Annotated in this window: 29 protein-coding genes and 1 pseudogene; 14 read left to right on the top strand and 16 right to left on the bottom strand. The window is 63.6% G+C overall.

Annotated features, from left to right (window positions below; genetic code table 11):
• Nucleotides 1-123: 123 nt before the first annotated feature.
• The gene (locus ACNJX9_RS07845; protein ID WP_439408358.1) at nucleotides 124-1,617 is read right to left on the bottom strand and encodes an FAD-linked oxidase C-terminal domain-containing protein; all 1,494 of its coding nucleotides are present in this window, start codon (nucleotides 1,615-1,617) and stop codon (nucleotides 124-126) included.
• A gap of 226 nt (nucleotides 1,618-1,843) precedes the next feature.
• Here ACNJX9_RS07845 and cycA point away from each other — a divergent pair, with 226 nt between their 5' ends.
• On the top strand, nucleotides 1,844-2,239 hold the full coding sequence (cycA, locus tag ACNJX9_RS07840; RefSeq protein WP_057741831.1) for a cytochrome c-550 CycA: 396 nt from the start codon (nucleotides 1,844-1,846) through the stop codon (nucleotides 2,237-2,239).
• An 18-nt stretch (nucleotides 2,240-2,257) separates the two neighbouring features.
• Here cycA and ACNJX9_RS07835 read toward each other — a convergent pair whose 3' ends face one another.
• Nucleotides 2,258-3,214, bottom strand: coding sequence for an alpha/beta fold hydrolase (locus ACNJX9_RS07835; RefSeq protein ID WP_439408357.1), 957 nt, complete (start codon nucleotides 3,212-3,214; stop codon nucleotides 2,258-2,260).
• Nucleotides 3,215-3,543: 329 nt separating this feature from the next.
• On the opposite strand from ACNJX9_RS07835, the gene ACNJX9_RS07830 reads away from it, so the two are divergent.
• Nucleotides 3,544-3,726: a hypothetical protein gene (locus tag ACNJX9_RS07830; protein ID WP_439408356.1), complete on the top strand. Its 183-nt coding sequence runs from the start codon at nucleotides 3,544-3,546 to the stop codon at nucleotides 3,724-3,726.
• Between the two features lie 6 nt (nucleotides 3,727-3,732).
• Here ACNJX9_RS07830 and ACNJX9_RS07825 read toward each other — a convergent pair whose 3' ends face one another.
• From ACNJX9_RS07825 to ykgO, 3 genes are all read right to left on the bottom strand, one after another.
• Entirely contained in the window at nucleotides 3,733-3,993 is a 261-nt protein-coding gene (locus ACNJX9_RS07825) for a hypothetical protein (RefSeq protein WP_220002451.1), read from the bottom strand.
• Nucleotides 3,994-4,118: 125 nt separating this feature from the next.
• Nucleotides 4,119-4,757: a tetratricopeptide repeat protein gene (locus tag ACNJX9_RS07820; protein ID WP_439408355.1), complete on the bottom strand. Its 639-nt coding sequence runs from the start codon at nucleotides 4,755-4,757 to the stop codon at nucleotides 4,119-4,121.
• A 118-nt stretch (nucleotides 4,758-4,875) separates the two neighbouring features.
• Nucleotides 4,876-5,001: a type B 50S ribosomal protein L36 gene (ykgO, locus tag ACNJX9_RS07815; RefSeq protein ID WP_006611362.1), complete on the bottom strand. Its 126-nt coding sequence runs from the start codon at nucleotides 4,999-5,001 to the stop codon at nucleotides 4,876-4,878.
• A 340-nt stretch (nucleotides 5,002-5,341) separates the two neighbouring features.
• Between ykgO and ACNJX9_RS07810 the strand changes: the two genes are divergently transcribed.
• Nucleotides 5,342-6,226: an amidohydrolase family protein gene (locus tag ACNJX9_RS07810; RefSeq protein WP_057741849.1), complete on the top strand. Its 885-nt coding sequence runs from the start codon at nucleotides 5,342-5,344 to the stop codon at nucleotides 6,224-6,226.
• 58 nt (nucleotides 6,227-6,284) lie between these two features.
• Here the strand turns inward: ACNJX9_RS07810 and ACNJX9_RS07805 are convergent, their stop codons facing one another.
• A complete protein-coding gene (locus ACNJX9_RS07805; protein WP_057741851.1) occupies nucleotides 6,285-6,632 on the bottom strand; it encodes a MerR family transcriptional regulator in 348 nt (115 codons plus the stop codon).
• A gap of 84 nt (nucleotides 6,633-6,716) precedes the next feature.
• Here ACNJX9_RS07805 and ACNJX9_RS07800 point away from each other — a divergent pair, with 84 nt between their 5' ends.
• Both ACNJX9_RS07800 and ACNJX9_RS07795 read left to right on the top strand, forming a co-directional pair.
• Nucleotides 6,717-7,727 carry a zinc-dependent alcohol dehydrogenase family protein gene (locus ACNJX9_RS07800; protein WP_439408354.1) on the top strand — a complete coding sequence of 337 codons (1,011 nt, stop codon included), beginning with the start codon at nucleotides 6,717-6,719 and terminating at the stop codon, nucleotides 7,725-7,727.
• A gap of 102 nt (nucleotides 7,728-7,829) precedes the next feature.
• A pseudogene (locus ACNJX9_RS07795) lies at nucleotides 7,830-8,226 on the top strand (GFA family protein).
• Between the two features lie 110 nt (nucleotides 8,227-8,336).
• Here the strand turns inward: ACNJX9_RS07795 and ACNJX9_RS07790 are convergent.
• Together ACNJX9_RS07790 and ACNJX9_RS07785 are read right to left on the bottom strand one after the other, a co-directional pair.
• Nucleotides 8,337-9,038 (bottom strand): alpha/beta hydrolase, encoded by a 702-nt coding sequence (locus ACNJX9_RS07790; protein WP_439408353.1) that lies wholly within the window; start codon nucleotides 9,036-9,038, stop codon nucleotides 8,337-8,339.
• A gap of 158 nt (nucleotides 9,039-9,196) precedes the next feature.
• Complete coding sequence (locus ACNJX9_RS07785; RefSeq protein ID WP_439408352.1) at nucleotides 9,197-9,523, bottom strand: hypothetical protein; 327 nt, start codon at nucleotides 9,521-9,523, stop codon at nucleotides 9,197-9,199.
• Between the two features lie 264 nt (nucleotides 9,524-9,787).
• On the opposite strand from ACNJX9_RS07785, the gene ACNJX9_RS07780 reads away from it, so the two are divergent.
• Nucleotides 9,788-10,525: a haloacid dehalogenase type II gene (locus ACNJX9_RS07780; RefSeq protein WP_439408351.1), complete on the top strand. Its 738-nt coding sequence runs from the start codon at nucleotides 9,788-9,790 to the stop codon at nucleotides 10,523-10,525.
• A 46-nt stretch (nucleotides 10,526-10,571) separates the two neighbouring features.
• On the top strand, nucleotides 10,572-11,039 hold the full coding sequence (locus ACNJX9_RS07775) for a YbaK/EbsC family protein (RefSeq protein WP_057741872.1): 468 nt from the start codon (nucleotides 10,572-10,574) through the stop codon (nucleotides 11,037-11,039).
• A 21-nt stretch (nucleotides 11,040-11,060) separates the two neighbouring features.
• Here ACNJX9_RS07775 and ACNJX9_RS07770 read toward each other — a convergent pair whose 3' ends face one another.
• The gene (locus ACNJX9_RS07770; RefSeq protein WP_439408350.1) at nucleotides 11,061-11,294 is read right to left on the bottom strand and encodes a hypothetical protein; all 234 of its coding nucleotides are present in this window, start codon (nucleotides 11,292-11,294) and stop codon (nucleotides 11,061-11,063) included.
• 135 nt (nucleotides 11,295-11,429) lie between these two features.
• Here ACNJX9_RS07770 and ACNJX9_RS07765 point away from each other — a divergent pair, with 135 nt between their 5' ends.
• Nucleotides 11,430-12,254 (top strand): adenylate/guanylate cyclase domain-containing protein, encoded by an 825-nt coding sequence (locus ACNJX9_RS07765; RefSeq protein WP_439408349.1) that lies wholly within the window; start codon nucleotides 11,430-11,432, stop codon nucleotides 12,252-12,254.
• Between the two features lie 6 nt (nucleotides 12,255-12,260).
• Here ACNJX9_RS07765 and ACNJX9_RS07760 read toward each other — a convergent pair whose 3' ends face one another.
• Entirely contained in the window at nucleotides 12,261-12,608 is a 348-nt protein-coding gene (locus ACNJX9_RS07760; RefSeq protein ID WP_439408348.1) for a hypothetical protein, read from the bottom strand.
• A gap of 276 nt (nucleotides 12,609-12,884) precedes the next feature.
• Here ACNJX9_RS07760 and ACNJX9_RS07755 point away from each other — a divergent pair, with 276 nt between their 5' ends.
• Nucleotides 12,885-13,142, top strand: a complete 258-nt coding sequence (locus ACNJX9_RS07755; RefSeq protein WP_439408347.1) for a hypothetical protein — start codon at nucleotides 12,885-12,887, stop codon at nucleotides 13,140-13,142.
• Between the two features lie 52 nt (nucleotides 13,143-13,194).
• Here ACNJX9_RS07755 and ACNJX9_RS07750 read toward each other — a convergent pair whose 3' ends face one another.
• Nucleotides 13,195-13,716, bottom strand: coding sequence for an REP-associated tyrosine transposase (locus tag ACNJX9_RS07750; protein WP_057741892.1), 522 nt, complete (start codon nucleotides 13,714-13,716; stop codon nucleotides 13,195-13,197).
• Between the two features lie 898 nt (nucleotides 13,717-14,614).
• Between ACNJX9_RS07750 and ACNJX9_RS07745 the strand changes: the two genes are divergently transcribed.
• Nucleotides 14,615-15,868 (top strand): IS110 family transposase, encoded by a 1,254-nt coding sequence (locus ACNJX9_RS07745; protein WP_439405121.1) that lies wholly within the window; start codon nucleotides 14,615-14,617, stop codon nucleotides 15,866-15,868.
• A gap of 236 nt (nucleotides 15,869-16,104) precedes the next feature.
• Here ACNJX9_RS07745 and ACNJX9_RS07740 read toward each other — a convergent pair whose 3' ends face one another.
• On the bottom strand, nucleotides 16,105-17,040 hold the full coding sequence (locus tag ACNJX9_RS07740; RefSeq protein ID WP_057752528.1) for a LysR family transcriptional regulator: 936 nt from the start codon (nucleotides 17,038-17,040) through the stop codon (nucleotides 16,105-16,107).
• A 128-nt stretch (nucleotides 17,041-17,168) separates the two neighbouring features.
• On the opposite strand from ACNJX9_RS07740, the gene ACNJX9_RS07735 reads away from it, so the two are divergent.
• From ACNJX9_RS07735 to ACNJX9_RS07725, 3 genes are all read left to right on the top strand, one after another.
• Nucleotides 17,169-17,867 carry a pirin family protein gene (locus tag ACNJX9_RS07735; RefSeq protein ID WP_439408346.1) on the top strand — a complete coding sequence of 233 codons (699 nt, stop codon included), beginning with the start codon at nucleotides 17,169-17,171 and terminating at the stop codon, nucleotides 17,865-17,867.
• A 147-nt stretch (nucleotides 17,868-18,014) separates the two neighbouring features.
• Nucleotides 18,015-18,614 (top strand): NAD(P)H:quinone oxidoreductase, encoded by a 600-nt coding sequence (gene wrbA, locus ACNJX9_RS07730; RefSeq protein ID WP_439408345.1) that lies wholly within the window; start codon nucleotides 18,015-18,017, stop codon nucleotides 18,612-18,614.
• A gap of 119 nt (nucleotides 18,615-18,733) precedes the next feature.
• Nucleotides 18,734-18,886, top strand: a complete 153-nt coding sequence (locus tag ACNJX9_RS07725; RefSeq protein WP_439408344.1) for a hypothetical protein — start codon at nucleotides 18,734-18,736, stop codon at nucleotides 18,884-18,886.
• On the opposite strand, the gene ACNJX9_RS07720 is transcribed toward ACNJX9_RS07725, so the two are convergent.
• The 4 genes from ACNJX9_RS07720 to ACNJX9_RS07705 form a co-directional block, all read right to left on the bottom strand.
• Nucleotides 18,873-19,757 carry a protein-L-isoaspartate O-methyltransferase family protein gene (locus ACNJX9_RS07720; RefSeq protein ID WP_439408343.1) on the bottom strand — a complete coding sequence of 295 codons (885 nt, stop codon included), beginning with the start codon at nucleotides 19,755-19,757 and terminating at the stop codon, nucleotides 18,873-18,875. The genes ACNJX9_RS07725 and ACNJX9_RS07720 overlap by 14 nt on opposite strands.
• Before the next feature lie 75 nt (nucleotides 19,758-19,832).
• Entirely contained in the window at nucleotides 19,833-20,975 is a 1,143-nt protein-coding gene (locus tag ACNJX9_RS07715; protein WP_439408342.1) for a GNAT family N-acetyltransferase, read from the bottom strand.
• Nucleotides 20,976-21,068: 93 nt separating this feature from the next.
• Nucleotides 21,069-22,481, bottom strand: coding sequence for an O-antigen ligase family protein (locus ACNJX9_RS07710; RefSeq protein ID WP_439408341.1), 1,413 nt, complete (start codon nucleotides 22,479-22,481; stop codon nucleotides 21,069-21,071).
• A gap of 60 nt (nucleotides 22,482-22,541) precedes the next feature.
• On the bottom strand, nucleotides 22,542-23,609 hold the full coding sequence (locus ACNJX9_RS07705; protein WP_439408340.1) for a glycosyltransferase: 1,068 nt from the start codon (nucleotides 23,607-23,609) through the stop codon (nucleotides 22,542-22,544).
• Between the two features lie 250 nt (nucleotides 23,610-23,859).
• Here ACNJX9_RS07705 and ACNJX9_RS07700 point away from each other — a divergent pair, with 250 nt between their 5' ends.
• Nucleotides 23,860-24,813: a glycosyltransferase gene (locus ACNJX9_RS07700; RefSeq protein WP_439410023.1), complete on the top strand. Its 954-nt coding sequence runs from the start codon at nucleotides 23,860-23,862 to the stop codon at nucleotides 24,811-24,813.
• Nucleotides 24,814-24,828: the final 15 nt, after the last annotated feature.

The raw sequence follows: 24,828 nt of genomic DNA, 5'->3' as shown, positions 1-24,828 counted from the left end.
CGCATTGCAGCGACGATGAGCGCTAAAGCGCGATGAGATTGGGTTGAATCGTCATCGCGCTTTAGCTCTTTGTTTGAGCATGATCTTTTCGGAAAACCGCTTCACACTTTTCCGGATCATGCTTTAGAACCGCGGAATGTCCGGAAACGCCAGCTTGCCCGCGTGCACATGCATGCGGCCGAGTTCCGCGCAGCGGTGCAGGGTCGGAAACACTTTTCCGGGATTGAGCAGGCCTTGCGCGTCGAAGGCGCATTTCAACCGTTGCTGCTGGTTGAGGTCGATCTCGGTGAACATGTCGCCCATGAGATCGCGCTTCTCGATGCCGACGCCGTGCTCGCCGGTGAGCACGCCGCCGAACTCGACGCAGGCGCGCAGGATGTCGGCGCCGAAGGCTTCGGCGCGCTCGATCTCACCGGGCTTGTTGGCATCGTAGAGGATCAGCGGATGCAGATTGCCGTCGCCGGCGTGGAACACGTTGGCGCAGCCGAGCTGGTATTTTTCGCCGAGTTCGCGGATGCGCGCCAGCGCCTTCGGCAGCGCGCCGCGCGGAATGGTACCGTCCATGCAGAGATAATCGGGCGAGATGCGGCCGACTGCGGGGAACGCGGCCTTGCGGCCGGCCCAGAACAGGTTGCGCTCGGCCTCAGAACTGGAGATCTGCAGTGTCACCGAGCCGCAGCCTCTTGCGATGGTCTCGACGCGCGTGATCAGCTCGTCGACCTCGATCTTGGGACCGTCCAGTTCGATGATCAGCAGCGCCTCCACATCCAGCGGATAGCCGGCACGGACGAAGGCCTCCGCGGCGTGGATCGCCGGCTTGTCCATCATCTCCATGCCGCCGGGAATGATGCCGGCGCCGATGATGCGCGCCACGCATTCGCCGGCCGCCTCGACCTCGGCGAAGCCGACCATCAGCGCGCGCGCCGTCTCCGGCTTTTGCAGGATGCGCACGGTGATCTCGGTGATGACGCCGAGCAGGCCCTCCGAGCCGGTGATGACGCCCATCAGATCATAGCCGGAATTCTCGCACCCCTTGCCGCCGATGCGCAGGATCTCGCCGCTCATCAGGACAATCTCGCAACCGAGCACGTTGTTGGTGGTCATGCCGTATTTCAGGCAATGCACGCCGCCGGAATTTTCCGCGACATTGCCACCGATCGAGCAGGCGATCTGCGAGGACGGATCTGGCGCATAGTAGAAGCCGGCATGCGCGACGGCCTGACTGATGGCGAGATTGGTGACACCTGGCTCGGTGACGACGACTCGGTTGTCGAAATCGATCTCGCGGATGCGCTTGAACTTGCCGAGGCCGAGCAGCACGCCGTCCTCGAGCGGCAGCGCGCCGCCCGATAGCGACGTGCCCGAGCCGCGCGGCACCACCTTGATGCCATGGGCGGCACAATATTTCAGAACGAGCGAGACCTGCTCGGTCGTATCGGGCAGCACCACGACCATCGGCGGCTGCCGGTAGGCGGTCAGCCCGTCGGATTCATAGGCCCGCATCTCGGCAGGCGTATCGATCACGCCCTCGCCGGGCACGATTGCGCGCAAGGCGGCGACGATCTCGCTGCGGCGCGCCAGCACCGCCTGATCGCTCGCGGGCATCATGATGGCCATGTTGCAAACCTTTTTCGGGCATTGGAATTTGTTCCGGCAAATCAATCATGTCTGCCCACGTTTGGGTAGGGTCCTCCGAAGGTCGCATTGCTTTGTCGCAACGCAAGTTCTCTCTGAGGCAAGTCTGCTATCAGGAAACCTGTCAGGGTTTGGCGGCTTGTCCACGTGCATCGGACCTGCCAAAAACCACGATCCCCCCTCTGACCCCGGGAAGAGACGAAGAGCTATGAAAAAATTGACTTTCGGCGCGTTGGTTGCCCTTGCCATGACTGCCTCAGCCTCCACCGCGATGGCGCAGGATGTCGCGGCCGGCAAATCGTCGTTCAACAAGTGTCTGGCCTGCCACGCCATCGGCGAAGGCGCCAAGAACAAGGTCGGCCCCGAGCTCAACGGTCTCGACGGCCGCAAGTCCGGCACCGCGCCCGACTACAATTATTCCGATGCGAACAAGAATTCCGGCATCACCTGGAACGAGGCGCAGTTCAAGGAATACATCAAGGATCCGAAGGCCAAGATCCCCGGCACCAAGATGGCGTTCGCCGGCATCAAGAACGAAACCGAGATCAACAATCTCTGGTCCTTCATCTCCCAGTTCGACAAGGACGGAAAGGTCAAGCAGTAGGCGGACATACGGCGGCCGCTAATCGGCGGCCGCCTGCGCCGGGGCAATGCGGCCGATCATCGTCTCGATCTCGGTCTTCACCAGATCCGGCACGGCATTCTGCACCATGTGGCCGAGATCGGGCAGCACGATCAGCTTTGCATTCGGCACCGTCGCGGCGAACGGGCGCGCGTGGACGTCGGTCCTCACCGTCTTGTCGGGCGCGCCTGCTATGATTGTGACGGGCACTCTGATCTCGCCGTAGCGCGGAGCCTGCGCGGCCACCGATTCCTTGAGCGTCACAAGATCATAGGCATTGGCGATGAATTCGCGCGGCCGCAGCAATAGCGGCGTCGCGGACTCCTTCACGAAGCCATCAGGCATCGTCTGGGGCAGGAAGACGTTGCGTGCGCCCGATTCGGTGACGAACAAGCCCAGCGGCAGCGTGATGGTGGAGGCGAGCAGCGGGCCGATGACAGGTGTAGCGATGATCTCGTTGTAGCGGCCGACGCCGCCGCGCCAGGGATGGGTCACCGGTGCCAGCATGACGAGACCGGCGACGCGGCTTGCATGATCGAGCGCCAGCCGCGCGCCCAGCGCACCGCTCCAGGAATGCACGACGAAAACGGCGCGATCGATTCCGAGCTTGCCAAGCGCCTCGTCGATCATCCGCGCCTGAATCTGAGGCGTCGAATCCTGCCGTCGCGCGCGCGTGCTCCAGCCGTGCCCGGGCCGGTCGATCAGGATGACGCGATGATCCCTGGCGAGCATGTCGCCGAGCGGTCGCCGCATCACTTCGAGATTGGAGCTTGCTCCGTGCAGCATGACGATCGGCAATCCCGCATCGCGCGGGCCGATGTCGACGACGTGCAGCGTTGCACCCTCGACCTCGATCATCCGGCCCTGCGGCGGAAAGGAGCGTTGCACGAGGACGATTCCGGCCTGCGTGACCAGCGCGAGCAGGGCCAGCGCCGTCACGGCTGATAAAACGATCATGAGGACAGTCCGGGCGATCCTGGGCACATGGCAGTTACGAACGACGCAGACGGCAGTTTCGCGCGGGGAGGCTCAGGGCTTCCACCGGAAATGCTGCCCTGTGGATATGTGCATAATTGCCGAACTAAAAAACACAATAAAATCAATGCTGCAGCTGGACCACACACAAGCCTCCGACCAGCTTCATGCCGTCGTCATCGCGCCGTCCTTACAATCGCCACGGTCGGTTCCGCCATCTAGACGCGGATGGGCGCCGATCCCTCCTCGCATCCTCGGGCGATGCAGGAAAGACCGGCAAGATTGTCTTGGTTTGAACCGGAGGATTTTCGATGAGCTTCAGATCGAATGACACTGAAATCGACGAGATCGTCGCAAGCTGCAACGGCGATCTGCGCGGTGCGGTGCGGGCGCTGCTGCTTATCAACGAGCATCTCGAGACCGAACTCGCCAAGGCCTACGCTGCGGCGGCCGATCGCGGTTTCGCCGAGCGCGGCACCAACGTCCTGCACTAGCCCAGGCTAGCCGGCGCCGTCCTCGGCCTTCTGCTCGTCGGGCGTGAGCACGGGACAGGCGCGGATGGTCGAGCGCGCGAGCTTGGCGTCGTCCTTGGATTTGTAGGGACCGTCGCCGAACCAGATGTCGCCGTAGATGACCGGATTGCTGGTCACGATGTTGCATTTGCCGGTGGCGCGATTGCCGACCACCCAGAACAGCCCATTGGCGAGGCTGATCGTTCCCGACGCCAACAGCAAGCTACAAGCAAAGATCAAGCGCTTCATGGCTGTGCTCCCTGCCATGCAGGTAAACCTGCGGCACCGCCGGCAATAGTCCTTGCGACACTGCGCTTGCGATCGTGGTTAATCTCCACGCGCCGCAACCGCTCGAAAGATGATCGAAATATCGGCTAGATGTCGCGGCCTTCGACCTTCTCGGTCAAGGCCTTTACCTGTTCAGGGATCTTCTCCAGGTGCGGATTGACGGCGAGCGCCTTGCGATAGGCCTCGAGCGCGCGTTTCTCGTCGCCGACGTCCTGCATGATCATGCCGAGGCCTGCGAGCGCGCCGAAATGGCGGGGCTCGCGGGTCAGCACCTCGCGGATGTCGGCGAGCGAGCGGGCATAGTCGTTCTGCATGTAATAGAGCGTGGCGCGCCGATTCCAGGCTTCGATGTAGTCGGGCCGGAGCTTGATGACGGAATCGAGCAGCTTGATCGCGACGTCGATCTTCTGCGCATCGACCGCCGCCTTGGCCCGCGTCATCAAGAGAGCGGCGGTGTCGCTCGGGGTCTGCAGCCAGATCGCCCAGATCCGCGCCTCGACATGCTTGGCGCTGACTTCGTCGGGAGCGGCTTTCAGCGCGCCGAACAGGAAATCGAGATTCTTGGTGCGGTCGGCCTTGGGCAGCTTGGCCGGCGCCTCCGGGAGCTTCTTCTGCTGCTTCGCCGGCGGGGCCGCATCATTCTGCGCAAGCGCCGGCGCGAGGCCGGCAATGCCGAGAACCAGGGCCAGCCACAGCGTACGCGCGAAAGGGAATCTCACGGTCATGGTGAAAGTGTAAACGCGCAAAGCCGCCCTTGCAAAGCAAAGGCGGCGTCAAACTCGCGTGAGACCGTGGTCTTGCGGAGGCGCGCGGAAGGCGCTGCCGGGGATCAGCCTTCGCTGATCAGCCCTGGCGAGCCTTGAAGCGGCGCTGCACCTTGTTGATCACATAGACCCGGCCCTTGCGGCGGACCAGGCGGTTGGCGCGATGGCGACCGCGCAGCGACTTCAGCGAGTTACGGACCTTCATGGCAGAATCCTGGACGTTCGAAAGGCCGTGTTCGGCACTACCGTTTCGGCACGCGCGAATGTGGCAAAATGAGATCTTTCCCGCTGGCGGACCGGCCGCCCGGGACGAGGCGGTTCTTAAGGCATGGCGGGAGGTCATGTCAATGTTGACTGGCCGGTTCCCAACGACCAAATCGCGAAAACAACCCCATGCACAGTAGAAGCGGCCGGATCGGCCCGATTCTATCCAGCCGCGGCGAGACCCTGCAAAGATCTTCGCGGGCCGGCGATTTCCCGCCGGCGACGCCTTGCCAAATTCGTTATATCCTATAATCAATTTGGCAACCCCTCGGGAGGACACAATGCCCAAGCTGAAGCTGCCTGATATCGACAAGGTCGTCGCCATCGACATCCACACCCATGCCGAGGAGCCCTGCGGCACCCATCCCGACGACGGCTATGACGATTTCCAGGCGCAGATGGCGGAGTATTTCAAGTCGCCGCACAAGCATCCGCCGACCGTGCCGGAGACCGCGGCCTATTACCGCTCCAAGAACATCGCCGCGGTGATCTTCCCCGTCGATGCCGAGCGCGAGACCGGCTTCCGCCGCTACAAGAACGAGGAGATGCTGGAGATCGCCTCCGACCATCTCGATGTCCTCATCCCGTTCGTCTCGATCGATCCGCACAAGGGCAAGCTCGGGGTGCGTGAGGCGCGCAAGCTGATCGAGGAATACGGCGTGCGCGGCTTCAAATTCCATCCGACCATGCAGGGCTTCTACGCCAACGACCGCATGGCCTATCCGCTCTATGAAGAGATCAACAATGGCGGCGCGATCGCGCTGTTTCACACCGGCCAGACCGGCGTCGGCTCAGGGATGCCCGGCGGCATGGGCATGCGGCTGAAATATTCCAACCCGATGTACATGGACGACGTCGCGGCCGATTTCCCCGACCTCAAGATCATCCTCGCGCATCCTTCCTTCCCCTGGCAGGAAGAGGCGCTGTCGGTCGCGACCCACAAGCCGAACGTCTATATCGACCTCTCCGGCTGGTCGCCGAAATATTTCCCGCCGATCCTGGTGCGCTACATCAACTCGATCCTGCAGGACAAGATGCTGTTCGGCTCGGACTGGCCTGTGATCACGCCGGACCGCTGGCTGTCGGATTTTGCCAAGATCGACATCCGCGACGACATCAGGCCGAAGGTGCTGAAGGCGAACGCGCGCAAGATTTTGGGGATCTAGGGGCGACCCCACGACGCGCCGCCCATCGCCGAGAGCGGACGTCGGCGTGTCAGCGCGATCAGTTCACGCTCGCCAGAAAGTCGGCCAGAATCGACCGGCTCCGGTTGAGTGTCTCGATTCGTTCGTCGATCAGGCCGACCTGCTGAGCGAGTATTCTTCGCAGCGCGTTGCACGGCGTGAAGGCCGGGTCGTTGTTACGCACACATGGAAGCAGCTGCTGGATCGTCTCAAGCGTCATCCCGGCTGCGCCAAGCATCTTGATCCGCCGCACAGTCTCCTCTTCCGCCGGACCATAGTCGCGATAACCGGAGCCGGTCCGCTGCGGCGCTAGCAGCCCTTCGGCCTCGTAATATCGCAACATCCGCACACTGACCCCAGTCCGCCGTGAGAGTTCGCCAATTTTCATTTGAAAACCTCTTGACCCTGACAGTGCTGTCAGACCCTACAAACTGTGCCCATTCAAGTCATGCCACTTGTGAAGGGTGCAACGATGAAAGCCTACCATTTGAATGGCCATGCCGGGACCGGCCGCCTCGAACCCGTCGATCTCGGCAAACCTGAACCCGCCAATGGTGAGGTTCGCATCCGGGTCGAAGCGGCCAGCCTGAATTACCGCGACCTGATCACGCTCGACCGTGCAGGACAAACCGGGCTCAACGGCCGCGTGCCGCTCTCCGACGGTGCGGGCATCGTTGACGCAATTGGCTCTAACGTCGTGCAATGGCAGGTCGGCGATCGCGTTGCTGCGTCATTCTTTCGCGATTGGGTCTCGGGGCCATTCAAGTCGAGCTACGTTTCGTCGTCCCTCGGTGGCACCTCGACGGACGGAATGCTCGCAGAATATGTCGTGTTGCCTGCGACCGCGCTCGTCGCCGTGCCGCCGCATCTGTCCTCGGTCGAGGCGGCGATATTGCCCTGTGCCGGCGTTACGGTCTGGCACGGCCTGATCACACGCGGCGGGATGCGCAAAGGCGACACGCTGCTTGTCCAGGGAACTGGTGGGGTTGCACTGTTCGGCCTTCAATTCGCGACGGCGCTCGGCGCACGCGCAATCGTGATCTCGTCCTCGGACGAGAAACTCGCCCGCGCCAGGATGCTGGGCGGCTCGATCCTCATCAACTACCGCGACACGCCCGGCTGGGACGCCGCTGTGATGAAAGCCACTGATGGCGAAGGTGCCAGTCACATTCTCGAACTCGGCGGCCCCGGTACCTATGACCGGTCGCTGCGCTCCGTCGCTTCTGGCGGCAAGATCATCCAGATCGGCGTCTTGACCGGGTTCGGCCCGAAACCAGACCTCTCCCGCCTGCAATGGGAGAACGCCGACATCATCGGTGTCACCGTCGGATCAGTCGAGCATTTCACGGCGATGAATCGCTTCCTGACCGAACATGCGATTCACCCGATCGTGGATCGCGTCTACGGTTTCGCTGAAGTCCCTGAAGCCTATGCTCACCTGCGAAGCGGCTCGCATTTCGGCAAGGTCGTCGTGGAGTTCTAGAGGCCAAGGCGGCGCCTCGACCCGTACCGGCGATCTCCGCCGGCAACAAAATGGGTCGCGGCACGTTAGCTTCGCAGCACAATTTCCCCGAGCGGAGTGTTCATGACTAACGAGATCATCAGGGCAGGCGGATGCCTGTGCGGAGACGTCCGCTATTCCGTGAGAGGCGATCCCTTCAAGAGCGGGCTCTGTCATTGCGCCGATTGCCGCAAGGTGACGGGCTCGGCTTTTCTTGCCTACGCCGATTGGCGAGCGGCGCAATTTTGAATATAGCGGCAAGGTACAGACGTATCGGGGGCGAAGCTTTTGTCCGAATTGCGGATCGCGCCTGTTCAGCCGGAACGAACGTCAAGTCGAGATCTACATCGGCACCCTGGACAGCGTCCCCAGCGGCATTGCTCCGATCGACGAAGGTTGGATCATCCGGCGCGAGCCATGGCAGAGTCCGATCGAAGCAGCATCACAACATGAGAAGGACGTGCCTCCTCACTCTGAATAGGTCCAACAACTGCTGGAGGCTCCGTTCGTCAGGCGATGGGTTTCCCAAGGGCTCAACCCATCTACGGACTCGCCCATGCCAAGGACGCTCGGCAAGTACACGCGCTTCGATCAGCCTTCTTGAACGGCAACTGCCGCCTTGCGGATGACGTCGATCACGACGTCGGGCTGGGAGAGCATCGGCACGTGGCTGCTTGCCACCTCGGTGACCGTCGCGCCCATGCGCTTGGAGACCCAGCGTTGCAGGTCGGGATGCACGGTGTGGTCCTGCGTCGCGAGAATGTACCAGCTTGGCTTTGACCTCCAGGCGACCTTCTCTGCGCTCAGCTTCTGCTGCTGGAACAGATCGGCGACGGGTGCATAATGCGTGGCCCATACCAGCTTCTGCTCGGCCTCGGAAAGGTCTCCGGCAAAGAACTCGGTGCCGTTCGGCAGCATCCAGGCACGCCCGTCCGCGACCTCGACGCGCGAGAAGATATCAGACGGATATTTGTTGAGCTGGTCTTGCACGGTTTCGCCCGCATCGGGGGCCACCGCTGCGATATAGACGAGGCCAACCACGCGAGGATCAGTGCCGGCGCCGGTGATGGTGGCTCCGCCATAGGAATGACCGACGAGCAGGACCGGGCTGCCGACGCGGTTGAGCGTGCGCTTCACCGTCGCAAGGTCTTCTTCATAGGAGTCCAGACCATATTGGACGGCGATGACCTCGTGGCCATCGGCCTGCAACGCAGGAATGACCTTGCTGAAGCACGAGCCGTCAGCCCAGATACCGTGACAAAATACGATTGTCGGCTTCGATGTGACGGACATGGGCACCCCCTGGGGAGTCGCGATTGCAGCCCAATTCTGTCGAAGTGACGCACCTGCGTCTTTCTAAATCACCCGAATCGACAGAAGGAGACGCCTTAAACGGCGTCTCCTTTAGATGAGCGAGCGAAACGTCACGGCGTGCGACGCCATCGGTGCCGCTAAGGTCGCGGCGTTGGCTGCGGGGTCGGTGTCGCGGCAGGCTGCTGCGACGCTGGAGCAGACGGCTGCTGCTGCGGTGCTGTGACCGGCAACGAATCGCCGCCGCCGTGGGGGACGCACGTCCCCACATTGCTGAGCAGCCGTTTGGCCTCGATATCGCGGGCTTTCTTGTAGTCGCTGCGGCGGTCGATCCTTGCCGCAGCCGTGCGATCCCAGGCATCGAACGCGTCAGCATAGTGCTGCCGCATCTGCTCCTCAGCGGAAAGGCAATCACTGAACTTGTCGAACACCAGATCGGTGTTGACGGGTGAGATGCCGCCGACCAAGACGACCAACATCCATTTCATCGCGCCAGCCTACGTTCGTGCCCGCTAACGGGAACGAAGAGACACCGGCAAAGTTCCGAAGGGAGCCCAGGTGCTGACGATATGCGCGCGGGCCTATTCATCTTCTAGTGCGTACGAATCTCATGGGATGGCTGGATCGCAATCCCTTGCAGTGGCCAAGCTCCGCTGTCCTTTGGTAAGCTGACGATACACGCACTCTCCCAAGCGGGATTGTTGTGACCACACCACCCGAAAGGACAGCCCATGAGCATCAAAGCCGTCGTGTTCGATGCCTACGGGACGCTCTACGACATCCAGTCGGTCGCTGACATCACCGAAGAGGGCTTTCCCGGCTATGGCGAGATCATCACGCAGGTCTGGCGGATCAAGCAGCTCGAATACACCTGGCTGCGCTCGCTGATGCGGCGCTACCGGGATTTTGCGGCCGTGACGCGCGATTCGCTGGCTTATACGCTCCGCATGCTCGGGCTCGCTTATGACAACGAGGCCTTCGAGCGCGTCATCGAGAAATATCTGCATCTCGATCTCTATCCGGACGCGACCAGCGCGCTCGCCGCCTTGAAGCCGCGAAAGCTTGCCATCCTCTCCAATGGCAGCCCGGACATGCTGAACGCCCTGGTGCGCAATTCCGGGCTCGACCGCCTGCTCGATGCCACCATCAGTGTCGACGCCAGGAAGATCTTCAAGCCGAGCCCGGAGGCCTATGAGTTGATCGGCGAGGTGCTCGGCACCGGGCCTGAGGAGGTGCTGTTCGTCTCCTCCAATCCCTGGGACGTCGCCGGCGCCAAGTCATTCGGGCTGAACGTCGCCTGGATCGACCGGGTGACGCCCGAAGCCATGGCGCTGGCTTGCGTCGAGACCGAACTCGTGGCACCGCTGACAATGTTCAAGGCGATCCGCACCCAGATGGACGAGCTCGGCTTTGCGCCTGACTATCTGATGCGTTCGCTGTCGGACCTGCCCGGGATCATCAAGGGATGACCCGGACATTGCCGCCCGCCCGCAAGTCCTCGATGAGCCCATTGGAATGAGCCTTCAATCCGTTCGCGCCTTCTTCGCCGAGAAAGCCCCCGACATCACTGTCATGGAATCCCCGATCAGCTCGGCGACGGTGGCGCTGGCCGCCGAAGCCTATGGCGTCGAGCCCGGCATGATCGCCAAGACGCTGTCCTTGCGCGTCGGCGAGCGCGTGATCCTGATCGTCGCCGCCGGCACCTCGCGCATGGACAACAGGAAGGTGAAAGCGCAGTTCGGCGGCAAGCCGAAGATGCTGGGGCTGGAAGAGGTCGCCGATATCACCGGCCACGAGGTCGGCGGCGTCTGCCCGTTCGGGCTGAAATCCCCGCTGCCGGTCTATTGTGACGTTTCGTTGAAAGCCTACGAATTGGTGGTGCCGGCCGCAGGCTCGACCCACAGCGCCGTGCGCATCACGCCGGACCGGCTGGCCGAGCTGACCGGCGCCGAATGGGTTGACGTCTGCGAGGTCAGGCCGTAACGCGGTGCGCGGATCTCACATCTAGCCACCCCAGCCGCAATAGGGCCGGCAGCGATAGCCTGCACGATGCCAATGGCCCCAGTGCCAGCCGAAACGCGCCTGCGCCAGGTCGCTCTCCTGCACCATCGGCCTGGCGGCTCCGGACAAAGGCGTGACTGGAGCTGCCGTTGCAGGTGCGCCCAACAGCGCGCCAGTCATGAAAATTGAAGCGGGAATTCCGGTCATGAATTTGGTCCTGGATTTGGTTCTGGACATGACATTCCTCCGATCCACAGCTTGCGACCGCAATCAACTTGGCTCACGGCCATTCGTTGCACCGACATGACGGTTTCCGGACGGGACGACAAAACCGCTTCGCACTTTTCCGGATCATGCTTTAGGATAACGGCCATGCCCGACGACAAGGTGAAGCGACGACTGACCACCGTGCTGTGCGCCGACGTGTACGGCTACTCCCGTCTCATGGAGGCGGACGAGGCCGGAACGCTGGAGGCGCTGCGCCGCTCGCGCGCGGCCATCGCCCGACTGGTCGAGCGCCATGACGGCCGCATCGTGAATACCTGGGGCGATGCCGTGATCGCCGAGTTCGCCAGCGTGGTCGAGGCCGTGCAAAGCGCGATCGAGATTCAGCACGAAATATCCGATCAGGAATCGGTCGCGCCGCAAGCGAGCGCGATGCGGTTTCGCATCGGCATCAATCTCGGCGACGTGATGGTGGATGGCACCAACATCTATGGTGACGGGGTCAACATCGCATCGCGGCTGCAGGAGCTCGCCGACCCCGGCGGGGTCGTGATCTCGAGCTCGGTCTACGACCAGGTGCACAACAAATTGTCCGTTGGCTTCGACTGTCTCGGCCAGCGCCCGATGAAGAACATCGCGCCCCTGACCAGCTATCGGCTGACCCTGGGCGGCCAAGCCGCCGCGCAAGCCGGCATCCCGATGCCGGAAAACCGGACTCCATCACAGAGCGCGCGCGCTCCGGGGATCGACGACAGGCGCGAGCCATCATCGTCCACGAATGCCGTTTCGGATTGGCTGGGAAGGCTGCCGCGGCCGGTCGCCGTGGCGCTAACCGTCTCGGCCTTCCTGATCACGATCAATCTGTTCACCGGCGCGCATAAGATCTGGTTCCATTGGCCCGTCGCGATCATCCTGCTCGGCGCCGCCTTGCGGACGGTGCTCGGACGGCGACCGGAACGGGACAGAAGCTAGGCAGCGCTAATCATTGTCATAGGGCCGTGGCTGCACCTGCTGAGGGGGCGGCGCATTGTCATAGCGCGGCGGCGGCGCTGCGCGATTGCGCGGGACCTGCTGTTGCGGCGGCATCTGATTGTTGGACTGGAACACAGCGCGGCAGCCGCTGGAGAGTTGCGGCGTGTTCTGTCGCAGGCAAGCGGTGATGCGGCTCACATCCGGAATCTGGTCGCTGCACAGCCGCCAGACGTCGGGCGTGCAGGCCATCTGCTGCTCCAGGGTTCCGCGATATTCTTCAGCGGAGGCTGCGCCCTGTGCGACGATGCCGGCAATTGCAAGCGCTACACCCAACGCAATCCGCTCTGCTCGCATGTCTTCCTTCCTTCCCGAGTCCCGTCGAATTGTCGTTAAACAATGAGACGCAGGAAGGTTCGGGATCACAAAAAAATGTGAAGAGTGCTGGAACCTATTCCACCCTCCCGACCTGCTTGATGGCCGCGATCAGCCGCGTTCCTCCGCGGTGTTCGCCGACAGCGTGGCGGTCGGCAAGAGCACAAGCCGTTTACGAAGCGTTAGCCATGTTCGGTCCCGTCGGGAACGCATCTCTTCACCCTCCGTTGCTGACAGGGCGTGCGGAGGGAGTGTGTTATGGGAAAACTTGCGACCATTGACGCCGCCCTGGACGAGATGCTGGTGAACCTGGCGGCGATCGTCCTGCGGCTTTCAAAGCCCGAGATAACGCGAACGCCGGAAGCCCGCCGCGCCCTGACGCAATCGGTACACCAATACGCGGTGTGCGCCGCGCGCTCGACCGACCCGCGCGTGCATGAATTGAAGACGCAGTTGGAGAACACGATCAAGCCGAGCCTGCGCATCGTCGCGATCGACGGCGTGAAGGTGTCGTAGCGAGATCTCGTAGGGTGGGCAAAGGCGCGCTCTTGGCGCGCCGTGCCCACGGTCACTCGCCGAATTGCCCGGAAATATCACGCATGTCCCCGCCCCAATCCACGGGAAGCGTGCCCTGCTCCACGTAGCGATGGAAGCTGCTGAGAGACCAATCGCGCACCCGGGTGACGAGGCCGTGCTTCACGGGATTGAAGTGAATGTAATCGACGTGTCTCTCCAAATCTTCTTCATCACGGATCGCGTGCTCCCAATAGCGGCGCTGCCAGATGCCCTTCTCGCGTTTTTTCAATTTGCTCATTGAAGGCGAACCGGCCTCCATACCTCGCGAAAAGCCGCCCTTGATCAGATTCCAACGCGATGAAAAGTCGACGTCATGGTCCGGAAGCGACCAAATGGCATGGAGATGATCGGGAAGGACACAAATAGCGACCGTCTCGAACGGGCGGCGCTGCTGGACAGTCTGATAAATTCGTCTCAGGCGATCAACATGGTCCACGAGGAGAGTAGTTGAGCGATCAGCGAGCACGACAGTGAAGAAGAACGTGCTGCCCTGTGCGCGCCGATATCGAGACACTGGCGATCCCCCGAGGCAAAGACGTGGGCACGCTGCGCTTTGCCCACCCTACGATAGTTGCTCGAGGGATAGACTAGCGAGATCTCGTAGGGTGGGCAAAGGCGCGCTCTTCGCGCGCCGTGCCCACGATCACTCGCCGAATGCCGGGCTGTCGGGCATAGCCCTGCAAGCAGGGCGGTCCCTTGTGGGCGCCGATGGCGAGACGCTTGCGATCACCCCGGGGCAAAGACGTGGGCACGCTTCGCTTTGCCCACCCTACGATAGTTTGCTCGAGGGATAGACTAGCGAGATCTCGTAGGGTGGCAAAGGCGCGCTCTTCGCGCGCCGTGCCCACGATCGCTCGCCGAATGCCCGGCTGTCGGGCATAGCCCTGCAAGCAGGGCGGTCCCTTGTGGGCGCCGATGGCGAGACACTGGCGATCACCCCGGGGCAAAGACGTGGGCACGCTTCGCTTTGCCCACCCTACGATAGTTTGCTCGAGGGATAGACTAGCGAGATCTCGTAGGGCGGGCAAAGGCGCGCTCTTCGCGCGCCGTGCCCACGGTCACTCGCCGAATGCCCGGCTGTCGGGCATAGCCCTGCAAGCAGGGCGGTCCCTTGTGGGCGCCGATGGCGAGACGCTTGCGATCACCCCGGGGCAAAGACGTGGGCACGCTGCGCTTTGCCCACCCTGTACCCTTCTGACGTTCATGGCCGGCCTAGAGGTGTAGACTGGCCATTCGGGCCGATCCGTCGGGAGCAGCCTTGTCCACCCGTGCCTTGAGCACCCACGTAGGAACCGCGCCCCAGCGGAACGTCCGCGATCGAGATCCAGTAGGAGGTCATTGCGCCGAGAGCGCCAGTACAGGGATCGATCAGGATCGCGGTTGGCCCGCTTTGAGAGCGAGGAGATCCAACGATGGTCAAGGACGTGCAATGGTTCGTCGGGATCGATTGGGCAACGCGGAGTCATTGCGTTTGCCTGCTGGATGCGGAAGGACGGCCGGCCGGCCAGCGCGACTTTGCGCATGGCGGAGCCGGACTGACGGAGCTGTGTGATTGGCTGGTCGAAAAGACCAAGGCCGCACCGGGACAGATCGCGGTGGCAATCGAGACGCCGCATGGCCCAGTGGTGGAGATGCTGCTCGAGCATGGTTTTATGGTCTTTGCCATCAATCCCAAGCAACTCGACCGCTTCCGGGATCGCTTCACGGTGGCCGGTGCCAAGGATGATCGCCGCGACGCTCATGTGCTCGGAAGCTCATTGCGTACGGACTGTGCGGCCTTCCGCCAGCTTGCGGCCGACAATCCGCTGGTGATCGAGCTGCGCGAGTGGTCGCGCATGGCGGAGGAACTGCAGCAGGAGCGCACGCGGCTTGCCAATCGCCTGCGTCAGCAGTTGTGGCGGTACTATCCCCAAGCGGCCAAGCTGACCGACGATGTCGCCGACGACTGGTTCCTGGCACTTTGGCAAAAGGTGCCGACGCCGGACAGCGCGGCCAAGGCCAGCGACAAGGCGATCGCGCGCATCCTCAGCGCCTATCGTATCCGCCGCCTCGATGCGGCGACGGTGCTCAAGACTTTGCGCGAGACACCCCTGCTCGTGGCACCGGGCACGACGGAGGCTGCGTGCGTGCATATCCGCAGCCTCGCGGCCCGTCTGCGCCTGGTCAATCAGCAAATCAAGGAAGCGCAGCACAGCCTGGACCGCCTGTGCGCCAAGCTCGAAGAACAGGAGAGCCCCGCGGGGCAGAATCCCGAGCAGTGTGACGTGGCGATCCTTCGCTCCTGGCCGGGAATCGGCAGGATCGTTCTCGCCACACTGCTCGTCGAGGCCACCGAGCCTCTGCGCAGACGAGACTACCACGCCTTGCGCGCCTTGGCAGGGGTCGCACCGGTGACGCGGCAAAGCGGCAAGCAACGCTTCGTGATCCGCCGCCTGGCCTGCAACAGGCGGCTGCAAAGCGCCGTTCATCACTGGTCGCGCGGCGCGCTTCAATACGACGCCGCAGCCCGGCGACGCTATGATGCTTTGCGGCAGCGCGGACACGGCCATGCGCGTGCGCTGCGTGGTGTGGGAGATCGCCTGCTCTTTGCCTTGTGCGCGACGCTCAAGCACCAGACGCCCTACGACGCAGACCACAACAGCGCGAAGATCTCGGCAGCAGGCTGAGCCGTTCCTTTGTTCGGCCGCATGCGACCGTTCCTTCGTCCCGACCTGCCGAACGCAAGAGCGCCGCGCGCAGACGCTGTCCAGGATGCCATAGGCACCGGCAAAGCCGGCGCGAAGCGTCCTGGATAGCGTCGAGCACGGTGCTATGGTTATCTGTCAGGGACTTCCACCCTTGACGAAGGGTAGGAGGTCCTACGATAGCTGTTTGCAGGATAGACTAACGGCCTCCATAGTGGCTATCCCGCCTTCGCACGCTTCTGCGGCTTCCGCTTGCAGGTGCCGGGCAGCTTCGCCGCCAGGAAATCAGCGAGCGCTTCGACGCGCGCGGGGCGCGGGCCGCCGGGCGGAGTGACCAGGTGCACGGCGCCTTCGGCCTGCTTCCAGTCTTTCAGGATGACCTCGACGGCGCCGGACGAAATGGCTTCGCCGACGATGAACTCGGGCAGCTCGGCGATGCCGAGGCCGGCGATGAGCGAGGGCATCACGGCTTCACCGTTGTTGACGCGAAGCTGGCCGCCGGGACGGACGCTGGCCTGCTCGCCGGCGGCGTTGGTGTAGTGCCAGAGGTTCGGTGTCGAGAGATAGGCGTAAGCGAAGCATTTGTGCTCGGCGAGATGCATCGGATGCGTGGGACGGCCGTGTTTTTTCAGATAGGACGGCGCGGCCACGGTGAAGCGCGGCATGGTGAACAGCCGTCGCGCGATCAGCGAGGAATCCGGCAGGCGCGCGATCCGCACCGCCATGTCGAAACCTTCGCCGATCAGATCGACGGTCGCATCGCTCAAGTGAAGATCGACCGAGACCTCCGGATAGGCCTCGAAGAACTCCGGCAAGAGCGGCGCCACCGCCTTGATGCCGAACGTCATGGGCACCGCCAGCCGCACCAGCCCGCGCGGCGCCACCGATTGCGCCAAGGCCTCGTTCTCGGCTGCCTCGCCGTCGGCGAGCAGCCGCGTGGCGCGGTCGGCGAGCTTGTGGCCGGCATCGGTCAGCGCGAGCCGCCGCGAGGTGCGGTTGAACAAGCGGGCCCCCAACCGCTCCTCCAGGCGGGTGACAGCCTTGGACACTGTCGCCTTGGACATTGTGAGCTCGCTGGCGGCCCCCGCAAACGACCGTAGCTCCACGACTTTTGCAAAAATCGCGAGCGCCTCGAAATCGGGGAGTTTGGCCATGGCTGGGTCCGTCAGGGTTATCTTGGGAAACAATGTGTTTCGACAGTTTCTATTTCTATACCACAGGCGACGGCTTATCCAAGGTCCATCAGGAATTGAGGACTGCTCCAACCCAGGGAATGACGCAAATGATCGAACTCAGACCTTTCGATAAGCTCGGCGGCGCCGATCACGGCTGGCTGAAGGCCAAGCATCATTTCTCCTTCGCCAGTCACTACGATCCGAACAACATGGGTCATGGCGCGTTGCGGGTGTGGAACGATGACGAGATCGCGCCGAACACCGGCTTTCCCGCCCATCCCCACGCCAACATGGAGATCATCACCTATGTGCGCGAAGGCGCGATCACCCATCAAGACAGCCTCGGCAACGAGGGCCGCACGGAAGCGGGCGACGTGCAGGTGATGAGTGCCGGCAGCGGCATCCGCCATTCCGAGTACAATCTCGAGCCGACCAGGACCCGGATCTTCCAGATCTGGATCGAGCCTGTGGCGCGCGGCGGACAGCCGACCTGGGGCTCAAAACCGTTTCCGAAGGCGGATCGCTCCGGCAGGCTTGTCACCATCGCGAGCGGCCTTGACGGTGACACCGACGCGCTGCCGATCCGCGCCGATGCGCGGGTGCTCGCCACCACGCTGAAGGCCGGCGAGAGCGCGGAGTACGAGCCCCACAAGGCGCGGCACCTGTATCTGGTACCCGCGGCCGGCGCGGTCGAGGTCAACGGCGTGCGCGTCAATGCGCGCGACGGGGCCGCGATCCGCGACGAGAGCAAGCTGACCATCACGGCGCTCGAAGATTCCGAGTTCGTGCTCGTCGACGCGGCGTAACCACATCATCGATCGTTATTCCGGGGCGGCTCGAAGAGCCGAACCTCAGGTGCGCAATTGCGCACCGGAAAATCTCGAGGTTCCGGGTTCGATGCTTTGCATCGCCCCGGAACGACGGAGAAATCACGAACACCAACGGAGACCACCATGACCAAAATTCTCGTCCTCTATTATTCCGCCTATGGCCATATCGAAGCGATGGCGAATGCCGTCGCGGAAGGCGCGCGCGAAGCCGGCGCCACCGTCGACATCAAGCGCGTGCCTGAGCTGGTGCCGGCCGAAGTCGCGAAAGCCTCACATTACAAGGTCGATCAGGCCGCCCCCATCGCCAAGATCGAAGACCTCGCCAATTACGATGCGATCATCGTCGGCACCGGCACCCGCTTCGGCCGCATGGCCTCGCAGATGGCGAATTTCCTCGACCAAGCCGGCGGGCTCTGGGCCAAGGGCGCGCTGCACGGCAAGGTCGGTGGCGCCTTCACTGCAAGCGCGACCCAGCATGGCGGCCAGGAGACGACGCTGTTCTCGATCATCACCAACCTGCTGCATTTCGGCATGGTGATCGTCGGCATGAACTACGGCTTTGCCGGCCAGATGAAGCTCGACGAGGTCACCGGCGGCGCGCCCTACGGCGCCACCACGATCACCGGCGGCGACGGCAGCCGCCAGCCCAGCGCCAACGAGCTGGCCGGCGCGCGCTATCAGGGCCGCCAGATCGCGGAGACCGCGAAGAAGCTGCACGGTTAGGCCAGGTCTTCAATCCGCTGCATGGCAGATGCGACGCGGGCGGCATTCTCTCACGGGAATGCCGCCCCATCTCTATGAGCGACGACGAGACGACTTCCGGACAGGACCCTGCGATATCGATGGCTTTCGAACTTCTCTTGATTGCACAGATGATCCGCAGGCCGGCCCAGGCGCTGGCGCGCCGCTGGTATTGCCGCAGCCTGTTTCGCGCCTCGCGCGGCCGGTTTCACTGCGCCGAGTGCACCGGCTCGCAATCCGTCACGCCCGCGTGATGTCCGCGTGCGGCGGGATGCTGACATCAGGCGCAGATGCGGATGCCGTTGAAAGCCACCAGCCGTCGCCGGCGAACCAGCAGGTCTCGTCGGGCGCCTCGCCTCGCCGCAGCGACTGCACGCCCTCCCAGCCTTTTGCGAACGCTTCGGCCAGTCGCCGGCCCGCCTCCGCATCCTGAAGCCCGGCGCAGCCGATGAACTGGGCGCGGCTCAGGAATTTCGCGGGCCAGGCCGTGCCCTGCTGCGGGCGCGTGATCATCAACATGCCGCCGAGCACGCCCGCGGGCGCCAGCGGAAACACCAGCCGGCCGCCGGGCCGCAGCGCCCCCAGCCATTCCGGCGCCGGCTGCGCCGCGCCCGCACAGACGTAGATCACGTCGACATCGGGCAGATCGGAGGCAACGCCCGAGCGCGCGCGCAGCTCGACATTGGCGATGTCCTTCAGGTTCTCGCGCGCAAGCGCTGCGAGCCGTTCGTCGACCTCATAGGCATAGACGCAACCGCCAGGCCCGGCGAGCTCGGCGAGGATCGCGGTGTAATAGCCCGTGCCCGCGCCGATCTGCAGCACCGTCTCTCCTTCCTTGACACCGCAGCCGCTGAGCCAATGCGCGTGCGCGCCGGGCATGCCGATGTTGATGCCGCGCGCCGGATCCAGCGCCAGCAGCGTGTTCTGATAGAGGAAGGCGGGATCGTCATCGGGCGTCACGACATAGGGATGGCCGCCCAGCGTGATCGACCACGGCCCGGGCCCGGCGAAGGGCTCGCGCCTCACCTTGCGAAAGGCCTGCTCGAGGCGAGGGTCCGTGGCCCTGGCCGCGGCGCAGATCAATTGCGCAAAGAACGCGCGATATCTGTCCGAACGATCGTGCATGTCGCCTCCTGGCTGAGGCGGTCACGATAGCACAATTCATGCGATATTCGAGCGACCGCTGCAACCGGCGACGGTTCAGCGCGCCTTGCCCATGGCCCGCGCGGCCAAGGCCGCAAGCCTTGGATGACGGCGCAGTCCCTGCGCGGCATGGTCGCGCAGAACGAAAGGCAGCCCGCGCCAGGACAGCGCGACGGTGACATCGGTCAATGGCAACGGCTCGGCGCCGAAGCGGCGCTTGTAGTCGTGATTGCCGATGCTGAGATCGAAGCGCCGCACGCCCTGCGCATGCAGGGCCGCCATGGTGCGCTCGGTCACGAGCAGCCCCGGCGAGCAATTCGCCCATCGCTTGCCGGCATTGCCGATCCGCAGCAAATAGAAGGTCGCGCCGTATCTGACGCCGAACGCGGTCGCGACGATGCCCTCGTCGCAGACGAGCGCCGAAATCACCGCATAGCCTTCCACAACGCCGCGGCGGGCGACATCGCGGTAGAAGCGGGAATGGGCCGCGTCGTTGAGGACGAACCGCAAGCCGATCTGCTGCATGCGCTCCTGCTGCTGGATGTCGATCACGTCCAGAAGCTGGTGCGCGCGTTCGACGTCGGTCGCGATCTCGAAGCGGGCGCCGGCATGGCGGTTGAACACGCGCCAGCAGCGCGGCATCTGCATGCGCTTGATCGATGCCTGATAGTCCGCATAGTCATCGCCGGTCAGCACGAGATTGGCGTTCAGCGAGCAGGAGCCGGAGCGGCCGAGCGACACCAGCGGGTTCGGCTTGGCGCCGACATAGGACGGCATCTTCTTGAAGCGAAGCAGGTCGAAACGATCAGGCAAGGCGCGCAAGCCATCGACCAGCGCCGCACTGATCGCCTCGGCGCCGGCCGCATCGAAATTCGCATCCCCCGCAACGATCGGAGCGTTATTGTCGGAGACGCCTAGATCGGCAAACTCGACGATACGGATGCCGCGCCTGAAGTGGCTGAACATCGGCACGACAGCGATGTCCTTGGCCGTCGCCGCGTCGGTGATGACAGCGATCAGCGGCGCGACGCCTTCAAACGCCTCGTACCAGGCGCCCAGCCAGTAACCATGTTGAAACGCGGTGCGATGCCCACCGTTCAGGCGCAATGCCGCCTGTTGCCAGTCGCGCAGGAACTCGACCGAGATTCCCGACGCGCTTGAGGCCCGACCGTCTAGCTGCTCGACGCTGAGAAACGCCATTTGCGGGGCATACAGTTAATGAACACGTCCAGATAGATGATGTTTTGCCGCTGACTACAAGTTACGTTGCTGCTTATCGTTAAGCTGTTACCGTCAGCCCGCGCGCATGTTTTCAGCCGCGCCGCCATCCGGACGCGCGGCTGCGACAGATTGTCTGCGATCGGGTTCACCTTGCGCGACGCATTGGAACCTGGCCAGAAAGTGCAGCCCCGCGACCGCGAGCGCGAACATGAACCAGACCGGATTCTGCCGCTCGACCAGGAAGGTCTCGGTCGTTCCGAAGTAGAGGCCGAACAGCCAGATGGTCAGGAACAGCCTGCCCAGCGCATGGCTGCGATTGTGGGCCTGGACCTCCTGGAAATTGCGCAGCGGCGCGAGCACGAAGATGAGGATGACGAGCAAGAGGCCCGGCAGGCCGATGGTGACGGCAAGGTCGAGATAGCTGTTGTGGCTGTGCGCCGCGGTCACCGCCCATTCCGAGCCCTGGATGGTCTTCCCTTCCGCCGCGCCGTCCCAGAACGCCGCATAGCCATGACCGGTGATCGGCCTTTCCGCAACGGCTCCGAGCGCAAACTCCCAGATCTCGGAACGGCCGGTGAAGGTGGGGTCGATCGGAAGCGCCCGCGTGATGCCGCCGAGCACCGGGCTCGTGACGCTGCCGACCGTCAGCAGGTTCATCACGATCAGCGGCGCGAAGCAGATGATCCGCTTCAGCCACAGGCTTCTGATGGCATAGACCACCGACGCCAGCGCATAGACCGCAAGACACAGCACCGAGGACGTCTTGCCGCCGGTGAAGATCAGAAAGATGCCGGAAAGCAGCGCGATCGCCGGCCCCATCACGTAGGAGCCCACGGCCGTCAGGTAAATGCCTGTATAGACCAGGATCGACATCACCGGCGAGGCGATGTTCTTGTGGCCGAAGCTGCCGCGCCAGTCGCCGGCAAGCTGCGGCTCGGTGATGTCGAGCGCGGTGTGGATCGAATATTGCGGGGCAAGGATGATGCCGAGATAGCATATCACCAACAGCACCAGCGCGGCGCCGCCGAGGCACAGATCGAAGCTTCGCTGCGTCGGCGGCAGCAGCGGCAGCAGGATGGCCAGCGTGGTGGCGCTGGCCGCGAGCGCGAAGCGCTGGATCGAGATCTCGCGGCTCTCGGAGAATGCGAGATTGATCATCATCCAGCCGATCAGGCAGAGATGCAGCGGCGTGACCAGGCTTCTGAGCGAGGGCGCGTCGGTCGTGAAGGTGAGCAGCACCGCGACCGCGGCCAGCAATCCGAACGAGACGTAGGTCGTCGCCAATCGTCCGCTGACGATGGCGGCGACGTCGGGGTTGCGCAGATCGGCAAACGGATCGAGCGTGATCAGCACCAGCAGCAGGCTTGCAACGGCAACAAGACAACGCGCCGTGCTCGCGACGTCGAACTTCGCCAGCGCATCGCGCAGCGCCTCGCCCAGCGAGCGGGCCTCGACGTCGGTCATGTCTGCGGCGCTGCGATCCATGCCTCAAGGCCTGCCGGGACGATGGGGGACTCCAAGGGTCTACACCGGGCTACGCCGGGTCTAGCCCATCCCCGTTAACCATCCGTCAACCAGCACGCCCGAGGCGGCAGGGACCCGGCTCTGCCGCGCGACGCTACGCGCGATTTCGTAATATTGCAGCGCGCGCTGCTCCAGCGTCAGATTGTCCACAATATAGCCGCGCGGATCGAATTTTCCCGCGGTGCAGCCGGCCCAGAAATCGGTCCAGCGCTCCTCGAAGCCGGCGTGGTCGGTGAACTTGAGCCCGCAGCGATCATCCCAATAGGGCACCGACGAGACGGGCGCGAACTGGACGCGGTGCGGGTAATAGTCGGGATCCCGCCACGGACCGCCGGGATCCCAGGCAAACACCGGCACGCCGCAGGACAGCGCCTGCTGATAGGCAATGCCCTGGCTCTCGTTCTGACACAGGAAGATCATCGCGCGCGAGCGGGCCAACGCGGACCGGTAGTCCTCCTCCCTGTAGCTGCCGTAGCGCAGCTCGGTGAAGGAGCGGCCTTCCCTCGTCAGCCTTGCGCGAACCGGCTCGAGCAGCTCCGGCACGTGCCGCTCGCGATCCAGGCTGACCTTGTCGTAGATCAGGACGTCGACGGTCTTGTCGCGCGGGCGCGACGGCGCCCAGTGATCCGTGTCGATGCCCACGGGCCAGGCCTCCGTCTCAGGCCAATGCGGCCGGTACATCTCGGCATACCACGGACCGGGCACCAGGAATTTCCTGACTGGAAGCCGCCTGAACAGGTCAGGATCGTCGAACGGATGGTTATAGGCACAAACGCCAAGCAGGATCGGGTTCTTCCACGCAAACTTATTGAGCAGGAAGGCGCGGCCGATGATGCAGGCGACTTCTTCCTGATGTTGCGCGATGTAGCCGTAGTCGTTGACGCGATAGCGGATGCCGAGCCGGCCGAGCCCGGCGCAGAGATTGAGGAACACGCGCAGCTGCCCGCTCATGCGCGGCTCACCAAACAGCATCTTGCGCGCCATGCGACGCAGATGGCGGTCGCCGGGAAACCAGCGATCGTCCTTGTCCTCGTAGAACAAGTTGAGGATCATGTCGTCGGGATCGTAGTCGAACGTCTTTGCGGGCACTTTCATCCATCCGCGGCATCAAGGCCGGTAGTTTCGCACGAGACCGGTTGTCGCACCTGTCGAAATCAGCGACAGACTTAACGCCCCGGGTTTAACGCTAATCTACGAAACCGATGATTTGGACCGCGTTCGCAACACCGATCTGGTTCTTATCTGGGTATCATCTGCGCACGCCAGGACCGCGGCTGCAGGCCGCCTGGTTAACAGATCCTTAAACAGGACGAGCCCCCGCTTGCCTCTCACCGACGCCATGCTCGATGCAGCGACCACAGCCCCGGTGGCGGCGGACGCGCGCGCGACGTCGCCTGCGGTGTCGGTTGTCATCCCGGCGAAGAATGCCGCAGCCTATATCGGCGAAGCCATCGAGAGCGCGCTCATGCAGGGCGGCGTCGGCGAGATTATCGTCGTCGACGACGGCTCCACCGACGGCACCGACGCAATCGTCCGCGCCATCCGCGAGCCGCGGCTGCGCCTGATGCGGAACGACGCCAGCGGCGTGTCGGCCGCGCGCAACCTCGGTGCCCGCAACGCACGCGGGGACTGGCTGCTCTTCCTCGATGCGGACGATCGCCTGCGGCCCGACGCGATCAAGACATTGCTGGCGACGGCCAGGACCGCGCCGCAGGCGGTTCTGGTCTATGGCGACTACAACACCATCGACAGCGCCGGGCGAACGATCGGCCGCCGCGATCTCTTGAAGGGACGGCTCAAGCCCTCGGGCAATGTGCTGGAACGGCTCGCCGGCGGCAATTTCATCGTCAACGGCGGCATCATGCTGATTCGCGCCGATGCCTTCCGCACCAGCGGCGGCTTCGACGTTTCACTGCGCTATTGCGAGGACTGGCACTGCTGGTGCCGGCTCGCCGCAACCGGTGAGTTCGCCTATGTGCCCAAGCTTCTGCTCGACTATCGGCTGCACACGGCCAATACGATGAATGCGGCAGTGCGGACGCCGCAGGATTTCTTCCCGGCGGTGGCGCGCGTGTTCGGTAACGAGCTCATCCTGGGCAAGCTGCCATCGGGCGCGGCTGCGCGGCTGCGGCAGGCGGCCGAGATCCATCTCGTCACCTATGCTGCGACGCAGGCGGTGCGCTTCGGGCGATATCGCGAGGCGCTTGCCTATCTCGGCATGGTCGGGCAGCGATCGCTCAAGGCGATGCCGCGGTCAGCGATCAAGGTCGCGCTTTCCTGGCTTGGGATCTAGCGTCGCTGCGCCAGC

Origin of the sequence: Bradyrhizobium sp. BLXBL-03 (genome assembly GCF_051853015.1) — a bacterium.
In the GTDB taxonomy this organism is placed as follows: domain Bacteria; phylum Pseudomonadota; class Alphaproteobacteria; order Rhizobiales; family Xanthobacteraceae; genus Bradyrhizobium; species Bradyrhizobium manausense.
The sequence above is the reverse complement of the archived record's forward strand: the minus strand, read 5'-3'. Positions and strand labels throughout refer to the sequence as shown.

What these genes read in the sequence shown, in the direction of transcription:
- ACNJX9_RS07745 (WP_439405121.1), top strand. Translation starts at nt 14,615, where the DNA reads ATGGTCAAGGACGTGCAATGGTTCGTCGGGATCGATTGGGCAACGCGG.
- ACNJX9_RS07835 (WP_439408357.1), bottom strand. Translation starts at nt 3,214, where the DNA reads ATGATCGTTTTATCAGCCGTGACGGCGCTGGCCCTGCTCGCGCTGGTC.
- cycA (WP_057741831.1), top strand. Translation starts at nt 1,844, where the DNA reads ATGAAAAAATTGACTTTCGGCGCGTTGGTTGCCCTTGCCATGACTGCC.
- wrbA (WP_439408345.1), top strand. Translation starts at nt 18,015, where the DNA reads ATGACCAAAATTCTCGTCCTCTATTATTCCGCCTATGGCCATATCGAA.
- ACNJX9_RS07790 (WP_439408353.1), bottom strand. Translation starts at nt 9,038, where the DNA reads ATGTCCGTCACATCGAAGCCGACAATCGTATTTTGTCACGGTATCTGG.
- ACNJX9_RS07820 (WP_439408355.1), bottom strand. Translation starts at nt 4,757, where the DNA reads ATGACCGTGAGATTCCCTTTCGCGCGTACGCTGTGGCTGGCCCTGGTT.
- ACNJX9_RS07765 (WP_439408349.1), top strand. Translation starts at nt 11,430, where the DNA reads ATGCCCGACGACAAGGTGAAGCGACGACTGACCACCGTGCTGTGCGCC.
- ACNJX9_RS07800 (WP_439408354.1), top strand. Translation starts at nt 6,717, where the DNA reads ATGAAAGCCTACCATTTGAATGGCCATGCCGGGACCGGCCGCCTCGAA.
- ACNJX9_RS07735 (WP_439408346.1), top strand. Translation starts at nt 17,169, where the DNA reads ATGATCGAACTCAGACCTTTCGATAAGCTCGGCGGCGCCGATCACGGC.
- ACNJX9_RS07775 (WP_057741872.1), top strand. Translation starts at nt 10,572, where the DNA reads ATGAGCCTTCAATCCGTTCGCGCCTTCTTCGCCGAGAAAGCCCCCGAC.
- ACNJX9_RS07760 (WP_439408348.1), bottom strand. Translation starts at nt 12,608, where the DNA reads ATGCGAGCAGAGCGGATTGCGTTGGGTGTAGCGCTTGCAATTGCCGGC.
- ACNJX9_RS07700 (WP_439410023.1), top strand. Translation starts at nt 23,860, where the DNA reads ATGCTCGATGCAGCGACCACAGCCCCGGTGGCGGCGGACGCGCGCGCG.
- ACNJX9_RS07810 (WP_057741849.1), top strand. Translation starts at nt 5,342, where the DNA reads ATGCCCAAGCTGAAGCTGCCTGATATCGACAAGGTCGTCGCCATCGAC.
- ACNJX9_RS07710 (WP_439408341.1), bottom strand. Translation starts at nt 22,481, where the DNA reads ATGGATCGCAGCGCCGCAGACATGACCGACGTCGAGGCCCGCTCGCTG.
- ACNJX9_RS07725 (WP_439408344.1), top strand. Translation starts at nt 18,734, where the DNA reads ATGGCTTTCGAACTTCTCTTGATTGCACAGATGATCCGCAGGCCGGCC.
- ACNJX9_RS07845 (WP_439408358.1), bottom strand. Translation starts at nt 1,617, where the DNA reads ATGGCCATCATGATGCCCGCGAGCGATCAGGCGGTGCTGGCGCGCCGC.
- ykgO (WP_006611362.1), bottom strand. Translation starts at nt 5,001, where the DNA reads ATGAAGGTCCGTAACTCGCTGAAGTCGCTGCGCGGTCGCCATCGCGCC.
- ACNJX9_RS07805 (WP_057741851.1), bottom strand. Translation starts at nt 6,632, where the DNA reads ATGAAAATTGGCGAACTCTCACGGCGGACTGGGGTCAGTGTGCGGATG.
- ACNJX9_RS07720 (WP_439408343.1), bottom strand. Translation starts at nt 19,757, where the DNA reads ATGCACGATCGTTCGGACAGATATCGCGCGTTCTTTGCGCAATTGATC.
- ACNJX9_RS07740 (WP_057752528.1), bottom strand. Translation starts at nt 17,040, where the DNA reads ATGGCCAAACTCCCCGATTTCGAGGCGCTCGCGATTTTTGCAAAAGTC.
- ACNJX9_RS07830 (WP_439408356.1), top strand. Translation starts at nt 3,544, where the DNA reads ATGAGCTTCAGATCGAATGACACTGAAATCGACGAGATCGTCGCAAGC.
- ACNJX9_RS07770 (WP_439408350.1), bottom strand. Translation starts at nt 11,294, where the DNA reads ATGTCCAGAACCAAATCCAGGACCAAATTCATGACCGGAATTCCCGCT.
- ACNJX9_RS07715 (WP_439408342.1), bottom strand. Translation starts at nt 20,975, where the DNA reads ATGGCGTTTCTCAGCGTCGAGCAGCTAGACGGTCGGGCCTCAAGCGCG.
- ACNJX9_RS07755 (WP_439408347.1), top strand. Translation starts at nt 12,885, where the DNA reads ATGGGAAAACTTGCGACCATTGACGCCGCCCTGGACGAGATGCTGGTG.
- ACNJX9_RS07825 (WP_220002451.1), bottom strand. Translation starts at nt 3,993, where the DNA reads ATGAAGCGCTTGATCTTTGCTTGTAGCTTGCTGTTGGCGTCGGGAACG.
- ACNJX9_RS07780 (WP_439408351.1), top strand. Translation starts at nt 9,788, where the DNA reads ATGAGCATCAAAGCCGTCGTGTTCGATGCCTACGGGACGCTCTACGAC.